Origin of the sequence: Streptomyces sp. NPDC090798, from assembly GCF_044768965.1 — a bacterium.
Lineage (GTDB): Bacteria > Actinomycetota > Actinomycetes > Streptomycetales > Streptomycetaceae > Streptomyces.
Genome location: NZ_JBIVXA010000005.1, coordinates 79,353 through 93,773 on the forward strand (window position 1 = coordinate 79,353; position 14,421 = coordinate 93,773).

9 protein-coding genes are annotated in these 14,421 nt (G+C 71.5%); all 9 read right to left on the reverse strand.

What is annotated here, in order from left to right; translation table 11 throughout:
• Position 1 precedes the first annotated feature (1 nt).
• The 9 genes from ACIQTP_RS12945 to ACIQTP_RS12985 are packed head-to-tail and all read right to left on the reverse strand — an operon-like array spanning position 2 to position 14,354.
• Positions 2–1,234, reverse strand: coding sequence for an O-antigen ligase domain-containing protein (locus tag ACIQTP_RS12945; RefSeq protein ID WP_403399230.1), 1,233 nt, complete (start codon positions 1,232–1,234; stop codon positions 2–4).
• Position 1,235: 1 nt separating this feature from the next.
• Positions 1,236–2,756, reverse strand: coding sequence for a right-handed parallel beta-helix repeat-containing protein (locus tag ACIQTP_RS12950; protein WP_403399233.1), 1,521 nt, complete (start codon positions 2,754–2,756; stop codon positions 1,236–1,238).
• An 8-nt stretch (positions 2,757–2,764) separates the two neighbouring features.
• Positions 2,765–4,741, reverse strand: coding sequence for an alginate lyase family protein (locus ACIQTP_RS12955; RefSeq protein WP_403399234.1), 1,977 nt, complete (start codon positions 4,739–4,741; stop codon positions 2,765–2,767).
• Entirely contained in the window at positions 4,738–6,933 is a 2,196-nt protein-coding gene (locus ACIQTP_RS12960; protein WP_403399236.1) for a bi-domain-containing oxidoreductase, read from the reverse strand. The genes ACIQTP_RS12955 and ACIQTP_RS12960 overlap by 4 nt, the downstream gene beginning before the upstream one ends.
• Before the next feature lie 25 nt (positions 6,934–6,958).
• Complete coding sequence (gene asnB / locus ACIQTP_RS12965) at positions 6,959–8,887, reverse strand: asparagine synthase (glutamine-hydrolyzing) (RefSeq protein WP_403399239.1); 1,929 nt, start codon at positions 8,885–8,887, stop codon at positions 6,959–6,961.
• A 2-nt stretch (positions 8,888–8,889) separates the two neighbouring features.
• Positions 8,890–10,410 (reverse strand): Wzz/FepE/Etk N-terminal domain-containing protein, encoded by a 1,521-nt coding sequence (locus ACIQTP_RS12970; RefSeq protein ID WP_403399240.1) that lies wholly within the window; start codon positions 10,408–10,410, stop codon positions 8,890–8,892.
• Positions 10,407–11,774 carry a Wzz/FepE/Etk N-terminal domain-containing protein gene (locus tag ACIQTP_RS12975; protein WP_403399242.1) on the reverse strand — a complete coding sequence of 456 codons (1,368 nt, stop codon included), beginning with the start codon at positions 11,772–11,774 and terminating at the stop codon, positions 10,407–10,409. Before ACIQTP_RS12975 ends, ACIQTP_RS12970 begins: the two co-directional genes overlap by 4 nt.
• Complete coding sequence (locus ACIQTP_RS12980; RefSeq protein ID WP_403399244.1) at positions 11,771–13,075, reverse strand: glycosyltransferase family 4 protein; 1,305 nt, start codon at positions 13,073–13,075, stop codon at positions 11,771–11,773. The genes ACIQTP_RS12975 and ACIQTP_RS12980 overlap by 4 nt, the downstream gene beginning before the upstream one ends.
• A complete protein-coding gene (locus ACIQTP_RS12985) occupies positions 13,026–14,354 on the reverse strand; it encodes a nucleotide sugar dehydrogenase (RefSeq protein WP_403399246.1) in 1,329 nt (442 codons plus the stop codon). Before ACIQTP_RS12985 ends, ACIQTP_RS12980 begins: the two co-directional genes overlap by 50 nt.
• Positions 14,355–14,421 lie beyond the last annotated feature (67 nt).

Sequence of the window (14,421 nt, forward strand, 5' to 3'; positions counted from 1 at the left end):
CTCAGGTCACCTCCGATCTCTGGGCCCATCGCGGGACGCGTCGTCGAGGGACTTCGGGCGCCGCGAGGGGAGTGGCCGCGGCAGGTGCCGTCAGCAGCGAGGCGGCCACGGCCAGATGCAGCAGATAGGGCGAGGCGTCGCCAAGACCGGCCTCGGTGTACGACGCGATCGCGCAGTAGCTGATCAGGAAGATCGCGCAGGCCCTGGACAGTGACGGTGGCCGCAGCAACGCGACGCCGCCCAGCACGGTGATGACCGCCGCCACCAGGGTGACGCCGATCACGCCCTGCTCGTTGTAGACGGCCAGCCAGCTGTTGTCGATCGGCAGCCCGTTGAACGACTTGTCGCCCAGGCCCACGCCGAACAGGTACTCCGAGGTCGTCCGGGGTGCTGTCAGCAGGGCGTGCCAGACCTTGGCCCTGCCGGTGAGACTGGAGAAGTTCTCCTGGCTCTGTCCGCGCAGAAACCACGTCTGCAGCGCGGAGGCGAACCCCACCGCGGCCACCGCGCCGATCACCACCGCCCAGGTGAAGAACCGGCGGGCGGCGGCGCTGGTCAGGATGAGCGAGCCGATCGCCAGCGCCAGCCCGATGAGCAGGCCGAGCGTGGCCGTGCGGGTGTGGGTCAGGGCGAGCAGGACGAGCGACGGCACGATGACCACGGCCGCGCTGGTCCTGTCGGTCCGGCGGCCCAGCAGGAGCAGCACGGTGAGCCCGATGATCACCGCGGCGTACTGTCCGATCTGGGGCGGGGTGAGCGGCCACAACGCGCCGACCAGCCGGCCGCCGTAGAGGTCGGGCAGGGCCGCGCCCGGCGAGGCGACCAAGCCGGCGGCCACCGTCCCGAGCACCGCCAGGTACATCCGGATGTGGTGCCGGACGAACGTCGGGCCGCCGTCCCACCAGCGGCTGAGCAGCCACAGCGTGCTGACGAAGAGAGCCAGCCGGAAGCAGCGGAACAGCGCGCCGAACCCGGATTCCAGGTGCACGCTGGAGATCACGCTCTCCACCAGCAGCAGGGTGAGCAGGAACAGGAAGGCGCTGGCTCGGATGCGCAGCCGCAGATTGACCGCGAGCGCCAGCGCGAACGCGGCGACCAGCGCGCCCATGGTGACCATCTGGATGAGGGAGCGGGGCAGCGGGATGATGGTCTTCGCCCCGGCGGAGCCGAGCGTGTTGAGGACCAGCAGCCCCCAGACTGTCCCGACGATCTTCGGCGTGTGGTCCGCGCCCATCTCAACCACCGTCCCCTGCGCGGAAGGTGCTGCCCGCGTCCTGCTGGTACGGCGTGCCCTGCCACTGCCCGGAGTCGAGTATTCGGCTCGGGTCGTGGGCGACGAATTTCCATGGTCCGACGTAGACGTTGTCGTGCCAGCGGTTGTGCTGCTTGCCGGTGATCGCCTCGGCCACCCGCTCGCCCTGGTACGGCGACCAGTCCGGATAGGTGCCGTAGTTGGCCAGCACCGCCATGCGGTCGCACCTCACCGTGCAGTCGACGACGGACTTGTCCAGCACGAAGCGGTTGCCGTGGATGTCCACCCGCTGGGTCTTCCACCGGCAGTCGGCGTAGAGCGGCGCGGTGGCGATCGCCGGCTGTGCGCAGCGGTGGGTGTTCTTCACCAGCAACGTGCAGTCACCGGACGAGGTGTTGGCGGGGCTGTTGCAGAACCGGTCGGCGTTTTCCCACAGGGTGATCCCGGACCAGTTGTTCTCCAGCACGTTCCGATAGATGTCGATCTTGTCCGTGCGGGCTCGGATCCGTGGTTCGCCGCCTGACTCGGACAGGTAGATGGTCGCGAACGGGAAGTTGTCGCCGCTGTCGGCGTACCTGCGGCCCTCGACCCAGTTGTTCCGCCGGATCGTGTTCTTCCGGATGACCGCGTTGTAGCTGGTCTCGTAGATCAGCGCGGCACCGTCGTTGGCCTCGAGCACGTTGCCCTCGATGAGGAAGTCGTTGTTGTTGGTGTCCGCCCACAGGCCGGCTCCGCGGTTGTCGTGCACCCAGTTGCCGCGTACGTCGGCGCCGTTGACGGCCCAGAACTTGATGCCTCCGGTACAGCCGCAGCCCTTTTGCCGCCGCTCCCAGTCGCCGGTGTTGTTGCCCACGATCTCGTTGCCCTCGACCACCAGGCCGCTGATACGGCCGGTGCCCTTGTACGCGTTCATGCCGTACTGGCCGTTGTCCCGCAGGCAACTGGCGCGGACCCGCTGGCGGGCACCGGCCATCAGACCGGCGCCGGAGTTGTTCTGGATCGTCGCGTGCTCGATCACCCACCCGTCGGACGAGTCGTGGTTGACCACGCCCTCGTCGCGCGGCGCGACGAAACCCTGCACCGTCAGGTAGCGGATGGTGACGTCGCGGGCGGTGCCGCCGAACGCGTACTGGTTGGTCTTGCGGCCGTCGAGCACCGCGCCCGGCGCACCGAGGTAGCTGTCCCCCTTCTTGGGGATGACCTGGGCGTAGCGGTCCGGCTCGAGCCTGTGCTTGCCCGGTCGAAGCCAGAACGTGGTGTTCGGGGGGCTGCTCTTGGTCTTCGCCGCCAGGTCACCGACCACCGCGGGGTCGACGGTCACCGCGCCCGCCGGCGCCTTCGCCGGGCCGGCCGCGGGCTTGGCGCACACCCCGGCCACGGGCGTGGATGGCGTAGCGGCCGGCTTCGCCCGGGCGCCGGGCGTGCTCTCACAGCCGGTCGCCGCCAGCAGGGACAGCGCCAGCGGTGCCGCCGCCAACGCCCAGTGCCGCCTCTTGATCCCCACGCGCCCCCCTAGCCGCGGAACCTGAGTACGGTGGTGAAGCCCTCCGCGCCGTCGGCGAAGCCGGTACCGACCAGGGTTGTGGTGGGTTCCTTGCGCCCGAAACCGGCGGAGTACCAGCCCAGCGGCGGGTCGGTCTCGCCGCGATGCGCCCGCCAGCGCAGCTGCCCGGGCAGGTCGAGCACCGCGGAGCGGTCCTCGCCGTTCCGAGTCCAGGTGAGCACTGCGCGGTTGCCCGCCAGGTCCGCGGCGATCGCCGGCCCGAGGTGGAAGGCCAGGTGCACGGTCCGGCGCGGGCCGCGCACCTCGTCGACCACCCTCAGCTCCTGGCTCGCGCCGGTCAGCTCCACCCGGCGGCGGTGCACGGAGCGCTGGTAACCGTCGTGCTCGGCGCACCAGCGGGCCGTCCCCCCGTCGGAGGCGTCGGATGTCTCGGCGACCAGGACGCGGCTGCGGGCCTGCCGGGTCCACAGGAACGGCCCGCCGGAGACGGACTGGTCACCGCCATCCAGTTGCAGGGTGTTGTGGCCGAGGGTCGACCGGAAGTACCGCCGCCACTCGGGCTGCCCGTGGTAGCAGTACGTCCCCGGGTCGGCGAGCACGTCGACCCCGTCGTGCCGGACCTCCACGGACAGCGCGTCCGCGTGGGCATGCGCGGCGATGGACAGGAAGCCGTGCGGACCACCGTCGCAACGGCACCAGATCCCTGCCGGATCACGCAGGATGGTCATGCCCGCGTCGGCGAAATGGGCCGGCCGGCTTGCCGGGCGGGACGCGGCCGGTGCGGTTTCCTCCTTCGAGTACGGCCGGATGAGCGCGGCCAGCAGCGGGGTGCGCACATCGGTGCCGGTCACCGCCGGCCACCAGGCGAGCCGGCCGAACACGGCGTCCCCGGTGGCCAGCAGCGAGGCCCAGCGGTCGGTTCCCGCGCCGTCCACGACCAGACCGTGCCCGTCGTCCGCGTCCCCCTGGCGCGGTGGCCGTAACCGGCTGTCCACGATGGCCGCGAGCGCGTCGGTCATCCGCAGCAGTACCTGCCGGATCGACGCGGGGACCGGCACACCGGCGGCATCCGCCTCGGCCACCGCGGCCAGGCCGAGCTCCAGCACGAGCCCGTGATACTCGGTGGCCAGTTCGCGGTTGAGGCCGGAGTCGAAGGTGTTGCCGCGCAGCTGCCGCTCCAGCGACCGCAGCGCGCCGGCTCGCCAGCGCGCCGAAGAGGGGAACCACCCGAACGCGCAGGCCCCGGCGAACTGCCCGGCGGCCTCGGCGATGACGTGGTTGTTCGCCGAGGACCCCCGGCTGGGGAAGGCGGCCAGCCAGCGCTGGTGGTGCCAGATCTGGTTCAGCGCCACCGGGTTGTCCTCGAACAGCCCGGCCGCGCCCGGCCAGCCGTCGAGCAGCCGGCGGATCCACACCCAGGACAGCAGCCGGATGCCCAGCTCGATGCCGCTGATCCAGTGCACGCCGCGCAGCGGTGGGTTGGCCGCCCACCACGACCGCAGGTGCTCGGCCACGCGCTCGGCGTACCGCTCGTTCCCGGTGATCGCGTAGGCGGCGGCGAGCACGCTGAGGTACTGATGCCGGGACAGCTCCCAGATCTGCTTGATGTCCCCGACCGCGTCCTCGTTGCGGTACGGCACGTCGAAGGCGTAGCCCCACGGAGCCCGGCGCCCGGTCTTCGGGTCGCACCACCAGTCCGGGTCGGTCAGGTCGTCGCGGACCACCCCGAAATACTCGACGTGCCCGTACATCAGCCGGTCCGCCTCGGCGATGAGACGTTTCGCGGCGTCCGGAGGTATCGCGGCGATCGTCCCGGCGGGCAGCACCGCGGTGAACCGGGCGCCGGTCACGCTCGGGCAGTCGGGCCGCGCCGACCGCCACCGCCGCCTGCGCACCGCGTCGCCCACCCGGCCGCCGACCTCCCGTGGTCCCATCCGGGACAGCCGCCGCAGGTACCAGCCCGGACTCCCCGAGCTCACAGTCATCGCGCGCTCGCCAGCGTCACCGGCGCGCCGCCGACCAGGCCGGCCTGCACCGCGAGGGTGGCCGACGTGGTGGCGACCAGCGACTCCAGCGGCACCGGCATCGGCCCGCCGGTCCGCACGGCCTTGATGAACGCGGCCAGCTCGGCGGACTGGCCCTTGTCCCGGGCCTTGGGCAGCCGCGAGCTGACCCACCGCTTGCGGCTGTACACCGAGGCACGGACGAAGTCGTCGAGCCGCAGCACCTTGCCGTCCGCGACAAGGTCCAGCGTCTCCTTGGGGAAGCCGGCCGCGCCGGTGGTGACGTAGCTGATGGTGGCGGTGGACCCGTCCGGGTAGCGCAGCACGACCTGCAGGTCCTCGTTGCCGGACGTGGCGACCGCGTACACCGATACCGGGTCGGCCTCGAGCAGCCAGCTCGCCGTGTCGATGAAGTGTCCGCCCTCCCCGGCGAACCGCGAGCCCTCGGTGCCCTGTTGGAGGTACCAGCTGCCGTGCTGCAGCCGGCCCGCGTTGACCAGGTAGCGCAGGCTCGCCGGACCGGTCCGGGCGCCGAACCGCCTCCTGGCCTCCTGGAGCAGCGGCGCGAACCGGCGGTTGAAGCCCACCTGCAGCCGGTCGTTGCCGGACTCCTCCACCGCCGCGAGTACGCCGGCCAGCTCGTCCTCGGTGAGGGCCAGGGGCTTCTCCACGAACACCGTCTTGCCGGCCAGCAGCGCTTTCCGGGTCAGTTCGGCGTGCGAGCTGTGCCGGGTGACGACGAACACCGCGTCGATGGACGTGTCGCCGAGCACGGCGTCGAGATCGGTGGTCGCCTCGGCGAAGCCGAACTTCCGCTGCGCGTTGGCCGCGGACAGCGCCGTCGTGGTGACGACCGTGGACAACTCGACGCCGTCGCGCTGGGCCAGGTGCGGCAACAGCATCGACGTCGCGTAGTTTCCCGCGCCGAGGAACGCAAGGCGCACCGGCGCCTTGGCGGACCGGGCCGGAGTGGACGTTCCGCCGCCGCGTCGCACCGCGGGCACGGCCACCGCCGGGGCCTCCGCTTCCCCCGCTTCCGCTTCCTCTTCCTGCTCGGGGTACCGGAACAGCACGGCCACGGCCTTCAGGTCGCCGTCCTTCAGGCGCTGGTACGTCTCGACGGCGTCATCGAAGTCGGCGATATGGGAGACCAGGGGCTCCACGTCGACGCCGCCGCGGGCGAGGAGATCGAGGAAGCACGCCAGGTTGCGGCGCTCGGTCCAGCGCACGTAGCCGATCGGGTAGTCCCGCCCCTCGAGTTCGTACTCCGGGTCGTAGCGCCCGGGGCCGTACGAGCGCGAGAAGCGGACGTCGAGCTCTTTCTCGTAGTACGCGTTCCACGGCAGGTCCAGGCGGCACTTGCCGATGTCGACGACCCGGCCGCGGTCCCGGCAGAGCCGCGCGGCCAGCTCGACGGGCTGGTTGCTGCCGCCGCCGGCGGCCAGGTACACCTGGTCCACGCCATGACCGCCGGTGAGTTCGGCGACGGCGACTTCCACGGCCGCGGACGCGGGATCGCCGCAGGCCGCGGCGCCCAGGCGCTCGGCGAGCTCGCAGCGCACCGGGTCGGGGTCGACCCCGACGACGCGGACCCCCGAGGCGGTGAGGAGCTGCGCCACCAGCTGCCCGATCAGCCCGAGGCCGATGACCAGCGCCACCTCGCCGAGCTGCGGCTCGCCCTGGCGCACGCCCTGCATCGCGATCGACCCGACGGTGCCGAAGGCCGCGTGCCGCGGCGCGAGGCCGTCCGGCACCGGGGCGTAGAGGTTCTTCGGCACCCAGTTCAGCTCGGCGTGCAGCGCGTGCTCATTGCCGGCGCAGGCCACGAGGTCGCCGACCTTCACGTCGTCGATGCCGGCGCCGACCTGCTCGACCACCCCGCACAGTGAGTAGCCCAGCGGGGTGTAGGAGTCCAGCTTGCCCATCACCTTGCGGTAGGTGGCGGGCACCCCGTTGGTGGCCACGCTCTGCATGACCTTGGCCACCTGGTCCGGCCGGGAACGGGCCTTGCCCAGCATCGACATGCCGGCCTCGGACACCTTCATGAGCTCGGTCCCGGTGGATATCAGCGAGTAGGCGCTGCGGACCAGCACACCACCCGGTTTGCACCCCGGCACCGGCACGTCGAGCACCGCCAGCTCGCCGCTCTTGTAGTTCTGAACAACCTGTTTCACCCGAGCTCCTCATGTTTCAACGCCGTCAAGCCGCTTGGCTCTGGCCGGAGCCAGAGGTCGCGCCGCGATACCAGTACTCGAGGGTCAGCACATGCCACAGATGCTTGGAGAAGTCCCGCTGCCCGGCGGCGTCCTCGGCGACCATGCGCGCCAGGGCGTCGCGGCGCAGGAGCCCTGAACTGACGAGCACGCCGTCGTTGACCACCTCGCGCACCAGCGGGGCCAGGTCCCGGCTCATCCAGGCCCGCAGCGGGGCGCTGAACAGGCCCTTGGGCCGGTACACGATCTCCCGGGGCAGGACCGAGGCGGCCGCCTCCTTGAGGACGGCCTTGCCCTGCCGTCCGACGATCTTGCGATCGCCGGGCACGGCGAACGCCGCCTTGACCACCTCGACGTCCACATACGGCACCCGCACCTCGGTCGACGCGGCCATGCTCGACCGGTCCGTGTAGGCGAGGTTCAGGCCCGGCAGGAACATCCGGGCGTCGCCCAGGCACATGCGGTTGACGAAGTCGTCGAGGTCGTTGTCCTCGTAGATGTCCGCATGCTCGGTCAGCACGTCCTCGACCGTCCCGGCCAGGTCCGGATCGACCAGGGCGAGCAGCTCGTCCTGGTCGTACATGGTGTAGCTGCGCCGGAACGCGGTCTCCTCCGGCAGATCGGCGAAGGACAGGAACCGCTTCGCGAAGCGCACCGACCGGTACCCCCGGCGGGCGGTGGCGACCGGCAGCCGGTCCACGGCCCTGGACAGGCCGCGCCGCAGAGGCCGCGGGACGCGCTGGTAGCGCAGCGCGATCAGGTTGGCCAGGTGCTTGCGGTAACCGGCGAACAGTTCGTCGGCACCCATCCCCGAGAGCATCACCTTGACCCCGGCCTCCCGGGCGGCCTGGCAGATCAGGAACGTGTTGATCGCGGCGGGGTCGCCGATCGGCTCGTCCAGGTGGTACGTCATCTGCGGCAGCAGGTCGAGCACGTTCGGAGCGATCTCGATCTCATGCAGGTCGACGCCGAACCGCTCGGCCACCTGCCGGGCATAGCGCAGGTCGTCCGGCATCGCCTCGAACCTGGCGTCCTGCGCGCGGAACCCGATCGTGTAAGCCGAGATCCCGGGCCGGTCGCGGGCCGCCAGTGCGGTCAGGTAGCTGGAGTCAAGACCGCCGGAGAGAAAGGTCGCCACGGGGACGTCGGAGAGCAGGTGGCGCCGAGTCGACTCCTCGACGATGGCGGCGACATCCGGCTGCTCGCCGTCCCGGGCCCGCTCCTGGGCCTCGGCGGCGACGTCCCGCAGGTGCCAGAACCGGCCGCGCTCCACCCGGCCGTCGGGCCGGCACCGCAGCCAGCTCCCCGGCGGCAGCTTCTCCGCTTCGCGGAACGCGCACCGCGAGTCCGGCACCCAGTAGTACAGCAGCGAGGCCACCAGCGCCGCATGGTCCACCTGCAGCGAACCACCGGTCACGGCCGCGAGCGCCTTGAGCTCGGAGGCGAACACCAGACCCTCGCCGCGCCGGAGCAGGAACAGCGGCTTGATGCCGAGCTGGTCGCGGGCGAGCACCAGTTCACCGGTTCGCTCGTCGAAGATCCCGAACGCGAACATGCCGCGCAGCCGGGGCAGGCAGTCCGTGCCCCAGCGCCGCCAGGCTTCCAGCAGCACCTCGGTGTCGGAGGTACCGCGGAAGCGCACCCCGGCGGCCGCCAGCTCGGCACGCAGCTCGGGTGCGTTGTACAGCTCGCCGTTGTACGTCAGGACGAGGCCGCCCGAGACCATCGGCTGGGCGCCGGTCTCGGACAGGTCGACGATGGCCAGCCGGCGGTGGCCGAGGTGCACTTCGCCGTCGCCGACGGGGTGGCTGTAACGGCCCGCCCCGTCCGGACCGCGGTGGGCGAGGATGTCGGTGAGCCGGTCGGCCACGGCCTTCCCGTCCGGCCATCGATAAGTGCCTGCGACGCCACACATGTCTACCGCGCCTCCTGGTCGCTGTCCGGGACGCGTGCCGCCCACATCGGCTGCCGCTCCGTCCGCCGCGGGCCCGTCCCGTTCTGCCGGGCCAGCCGCTCGTTCTGGCCGCGCAGCGCGGTGTGCAGCCCGTCCCACAGCGTGCCGTCGGTCCGGTCACGCGGATCGGGGTCGATCAGCACCACACCGATCACCGGAATGCGCTGGTCCGCGAGCTGCCGCGCCACGGTGTGCAGCCATGCGGCGCTGCCGTGCCCGGCACGCACGACGAGCACGGTCTGAGTGCCGAGGTACTGGAGGTCGGTCCACGCCGTGCCGGGCGCCACCGAGCCGACGCCGAGCCGGCGCTCCTGATGCGACACAGCGGCGGCACGCTCGCCGCTGACCACGGTCGGGTCTCCCGGCTTCGGGCGGCGCTTGGCGAGCTGCGGGCCGGGCAGCCCATCGATGATGACCACCGGCCCCTCCGCCGCCAGTGCCCCGGCGAGGTCCAGGGCGATCACGCTCGCGCCGCGCGCACAGCCCAGTTCCAGCAGCGACACCGGCTCCGGGGAGCCGCGCACGGTGCGGGCCAGGGACGCGGTGAGCCGTTCGCGTGCCGCCCGGATCCGTCGGCGTCTCCTGAACCCGCCCGGCCTGCGGGGCAGCTCCGCGATGACCGAGGCGCCGAGGTTCGCCGCGATGTCCCGGCGCAGCACGGGGCGGTCCGCCACCACCGTGCCGACCGCGGCCACCGCGAGCCCGAGGACGAGCCCGAGGACGAGCCCGATCGCGGCGTTGGTGGCAGCGGTTCTGGGCAGGGAGTGCCGCACCGCGCGCGGGGCGTCCACGACCTGTGTGCCGGCGATGAGCTGGGGCGTGCCGATGCGCGCCTCCGCGGCGCGCTGGCTGAAATCGGTGATCCGCGAGGTGAGTTCGGCCCGGCTGGCGAAGAGCGACTCCAGGTTCGCCGACGCCTTCGGCCCGCTCTGCGACGATCCGTCTCCGATCGCCTTGTTGACCTGGGCGAGTTCGCCCTGCATCCGGTCACGCTGGTCGAGCAGGGCCTTGGCCTCGGCGTCGGCGGCGTCCTTGATCCGCGTCACATGGTCCGCGACGAACGCGTCGGCCAGCGCCTTGGCGCGGGCCACCGCCTGCGCGTCGCTGTCACCTGTCACAGTGATCTGCAACAGGTTGTTGGTCAGGCCGACAGCACCGTAGTGCTGCATGAAGTCCTCCGGTTTTTCCGGGGACCCGAGGGACCGCAGGGCTTTGGCGGCGATCCGCGTGGTCTGCAGCAGTCCGACGTCGGTGCGGATCAGCGTTCCGGGGTCGTTCGGCTGGTCCTCCTGATGCGCGACCAGCACCTTCGCCACGGCGGTCGGCGGCGACGGCAGCAGCACGGACACCGCCGCGCCGACGAGCAGCCCCAGCAGCGCCATGGAGCACCAGAGGCGGCGCCGCCTCCGCACCGCCACCACCAGAGACTGCAGGTCGAGCAGCGGAGCGGCGGCCGACGACTCCGAAGTCGTACTCGTCGTCACCCTGAACTTCCCTTCGCGTCGTCGCCCACCGCGAGTAGCGGCGTGGCGGCATCCCGGGGACGGCCGGCGGATTGCGTCGCACGGGCCCGGACCGGGCCGGCGAGGACGACGCCGACGACCTCGTGCTTGGCGTCCGCACACGCCTCGGCGATGCCGGCGAGCTCAACTGCGGTCCAGGCGCCCGCACTGAGCACGACCAGGGCACCGGACTCGTTCTCGCGGTCCGGCACCAACGGCTGGGACATCGAGACCCTCACCACCCGCAGCATCGGATCGCTCTCGGCCTCGGCGACGAGCTGCCCGGCGGCCCGGTGGGCGATCTCGTCGCCGTCCGGGACGACGACCAGCAGCCGCCGGGGGGCCGGCAGCTGGTCCCGGAGGCGAGCGCACACCCGCCGGTAGCGGATCTGCCGGCCGGCCTCGTCGCCGTACGTCTGCGGGGTCGGTATGTCCCACCGGATGTCGACGCCCAGCAGCCGGCGGAGGAGGGCTCGCGGGCCACGGCCTTCCGGCCGGTACGCGGACCGTGCACCGGGTACGTCGACGGTGCCCAGCAGCGTCGAGCCCAGCGCCGCGGCGATCTCCGGTTCGGTGCGCAGCCGGCGGCTCATCCGTGCGGCGGTGAGATGGCCGATGACCGCGAGCAGGAAGAAGAGCAGCGCCCCGCCGACGATGAGCTGCATCCTCGTCGGCGGTGCCTCGCCGGTCGGCCGGGGCGCCGGCCCCATGACGACCATGTTGGCCTTGTTGGCGGCCGGGCCGGCCTGGTCCAGCTTGGTGATGGCCTCCTGCAGCGAGGTGCGCAGCTTCTCGAGCTCGGTGCGGGTCTGCACGCTCTCCACGGTCCGGCCCGGATCGGCCGCGTCGGCCAGGTCGGTGATGCGACGGTTGGTCTGCACCACCATCTGCCGCAGTGCCTCGAGCTGATCGGCCGCTTCGGGGTCGGTGTTGCCGTCCACGACCCGCGCGGCGAAGGTGACGAACTGCTGGGCCACCTGGTCGCAGAGTTGCTGTGCGCGCTTCGGGGTGTCGGCGGTGCCCGAGATCTTGATGATGTTCCCGTCGGCGGCCGTGGCGCTCACCTGATCCCGCAGCTCGTTGCCGCCGACCCCGGGCCAGTGGAGCGTGGTGGCCGCGCGGTCGACCACCGCCGAACTGGTCGCGATCTCCGCCTGAGTCAGCAGCTCACGCTCCTCCCACGCACCCGGCAGCAGTACCGATGCCGACGTCGTGTAGCGCGGCGGAAACAGCAGGGAGGTGCCGTAGCCGACGAGCGCACCCACCATGGCGAGGAGGGTGAGGAGCCGCCAGCGCCGGCGGATAATCCGCCCGATCGTGACCAGGCGTATCGTGTCATCGCTCAACTGCGCGGCCTCCGCCCTGCACGGTCCTGGTCGCCCGCCGAGACCGGAGCATGGTCACGGCAGGCGGCGGCGTAGGCGGCGAGCAGCGCTCGCTGGGAGTTCCGCCAGGAGAGCGGTCCGCTGATCCGCTCCTGGCCGATCTTGCCCATCAGGGCCCGCTTCTCCGGGTCGTCCAGCAGCAGCGCGATGAGCTCGGCGAATGCGGCCTCGTCGTTGGCGGGCGCGTAGAGGGCGGCGTCACCTGCGGAGACCCGTGCCTCCCGGAGGTCGAACGAGACGACCGGCCGGCCCATCACCATGTACTCCAGGACCTTGTTCATGGTCGACACGTCGTTGAGCGGGTTGTGCGGGTCGGGGGAGAGGCACACGTCCGCGGTGGACAGGTAGCGCACCAGATCGGCGTCCGGAATGCGCCCGGTGAACTGCACCTGCTCCGAGAGCCCGAGCCGCCGGGACAGCTCGACCATCGCGTCGAAGGTGTCGCCGGCGCCGACGAACACCGCATGCCAGTCGGTCCGCCCGAGCTCGTCGCGCAGCTTCGCCAGGGCCCGCAAGGCGTAGTCGACGCCGTCCTGCGGGCCCATGACGCCGAGGTAGCACAGCAGATGAGGCTTGCCGCTCTTCAGCTCCGGCTCGGGCGGTACGGGGTGGAACCGGTCGATGTCGGGCGCGCTGCGCACCACGAAGACGTCCTCCGGCCGCCGGCCGCCACGGCGCACCGCGACGTCCCGGTAGCTCTCGTTCGTGGCGAGCACGACGTCCGCGGCCCGGTAGGTCCGCCGCTCCAGGGCGCACACGGCGCGGTAGAGCAGATCTTTGCCGCGGTCGAACCGGGAGAGGTACAGCTCGGGTACCAGGTCGTGCTGGTCGAAGACGAACCGGGCCCCGCGTCGCTTCATCCACAACGCGGGCAGGAAGAGCAGGTCGGGCGGGTTGCAGGCGTGGACCACGTCGACCGGCCCGACCTTCCGGGCCAGCCGGACCGTATGCCACAACGCCGATCCGTACTCCCGCAGGTAGCCGGCCGGCCCTCCGGTGGCCGCGCGCAACGGGTAGCGATGGATCCGCACCCCGTCGATCTCGGCCTCCGGCTCCGTGTCCCGCTTACTGCCCTGGGGGCAGATGACGTGCACCTCCCAGCCCGCGTCGCGCAGGGTCGTGCACTCCTGCCACACTCGCCGGTCGAACGGCACCGACAGGTTCTCCACCAGGATCAGCGCACGCCGGCCCGGCCGTCCGCCCCTGGTCGTGTTACCAAGCAAGGCCCATGTACCCCGGTTCGGTCCGTCGCGCGTCGGCATCGGGAAGGTGGATGAGGTCGATGATCACCGGTCCGTCGCCGCCATGAGGCAGCGCCGACAGCACGGCAGGATCCCTGGTCCCGGCCAGACACACCTCGGAGTGTTCGAGCACCTCGTCGACGGAGTCCGCGAGGAGCTGCGCGAGGTGCGGCAGCCGGGTCTCGATGTACTCGCGGTTCGCGCCGAGCAGCCGGGAGAGGCTCACGTTGGCGTCGTAGATCCGCAGGTCGTAGCCCTTTCCGAAGAGCCTCTCCGCCAGCTCGACGAGCGGGCTCTCGCGCAGGTCGTCGGTGCCGGGCTTGAAGGACAGCCCGAACAGGCCCACCCGGCGCTTGCCGGTGCGCTCGACCAGCTCCACCGCGCGCTGCAGATGGTCGGAGTTGGAGGGGAGCACGTGGGCGAGGATGGGCACCGAGACGTCGGCCCGCTGCGCCGCGTGGACCAGGCTGCGCAGGTCCTTGGGCAGGCAGGAGCCGCCGAAGGCGAAGCCGGGCCGCAGGTAGGCGGGGCTGATGTTCAGCTTGTGGTCGGCCAGGAACACGTCCATCACCTGGTGCGAGTCCACCCCGAGCGCCTGGCACACCGCGCCCAGCTCGTTCGCGAAGCCGATCTTGAGGCCGTGGAACGCGTTGTCCGCGTATTTGATCGCCTCGGCCGTCGGGATCGGCACCCGGAACACCTCGCCGGGCAAGCCGTCGTACAGCGCCGACACCGCGTCGCCGCTTGCCGGGTCGAGCTCGCCGATGACGGTCTTGGGCGGGTCGAAGAAGTCCCGCACACTCGTGCCCTCGCGCAGGAACTCCGGGTTGACCGCGACCCCGATGTCCACGCCGGCCATGCCGCCGACGTACTTCTCCAGGATCGGCACCAGCAGGTTCAGGCAGGTGCCCGGGAGCATGGTGCTGCGGAACACGACGGTGTGCCGGCCCCCCTGCTTGGCCCCCTCGGCCAGCGCGGCGCCGATCTGCTCGGTGACCCGCTCCAAGTACGTGGTGCACAGACTGCCGTTGGGCTCCGACGGCGTGCCCACGCAGACCAGCGACACCTCGCTGCCCATGATCGCCTCGTGGACGTCGCCGGTGGCGCGTAATGCTCCGGTCCGCACGACGTCGGCGATGAGCTCGCCGATACGCTCCTCGACCACCGGGGCCTTGCCGTCGTTGACCAGGTCGACCTTCACCTGGTTCACGTCCACCCCGATGACCTCGTGACCCATGCTGGCCAGGCACGCGGCAGACACGCAGCCCACGTAGCCGAGACCGAAAACGCTGACCTTCATGACCCGTTCCTCCCCCCAGGCAGGCACTCCCGGCCTGCGGTCCGCGCGCCGGCCGGACGACGACTCC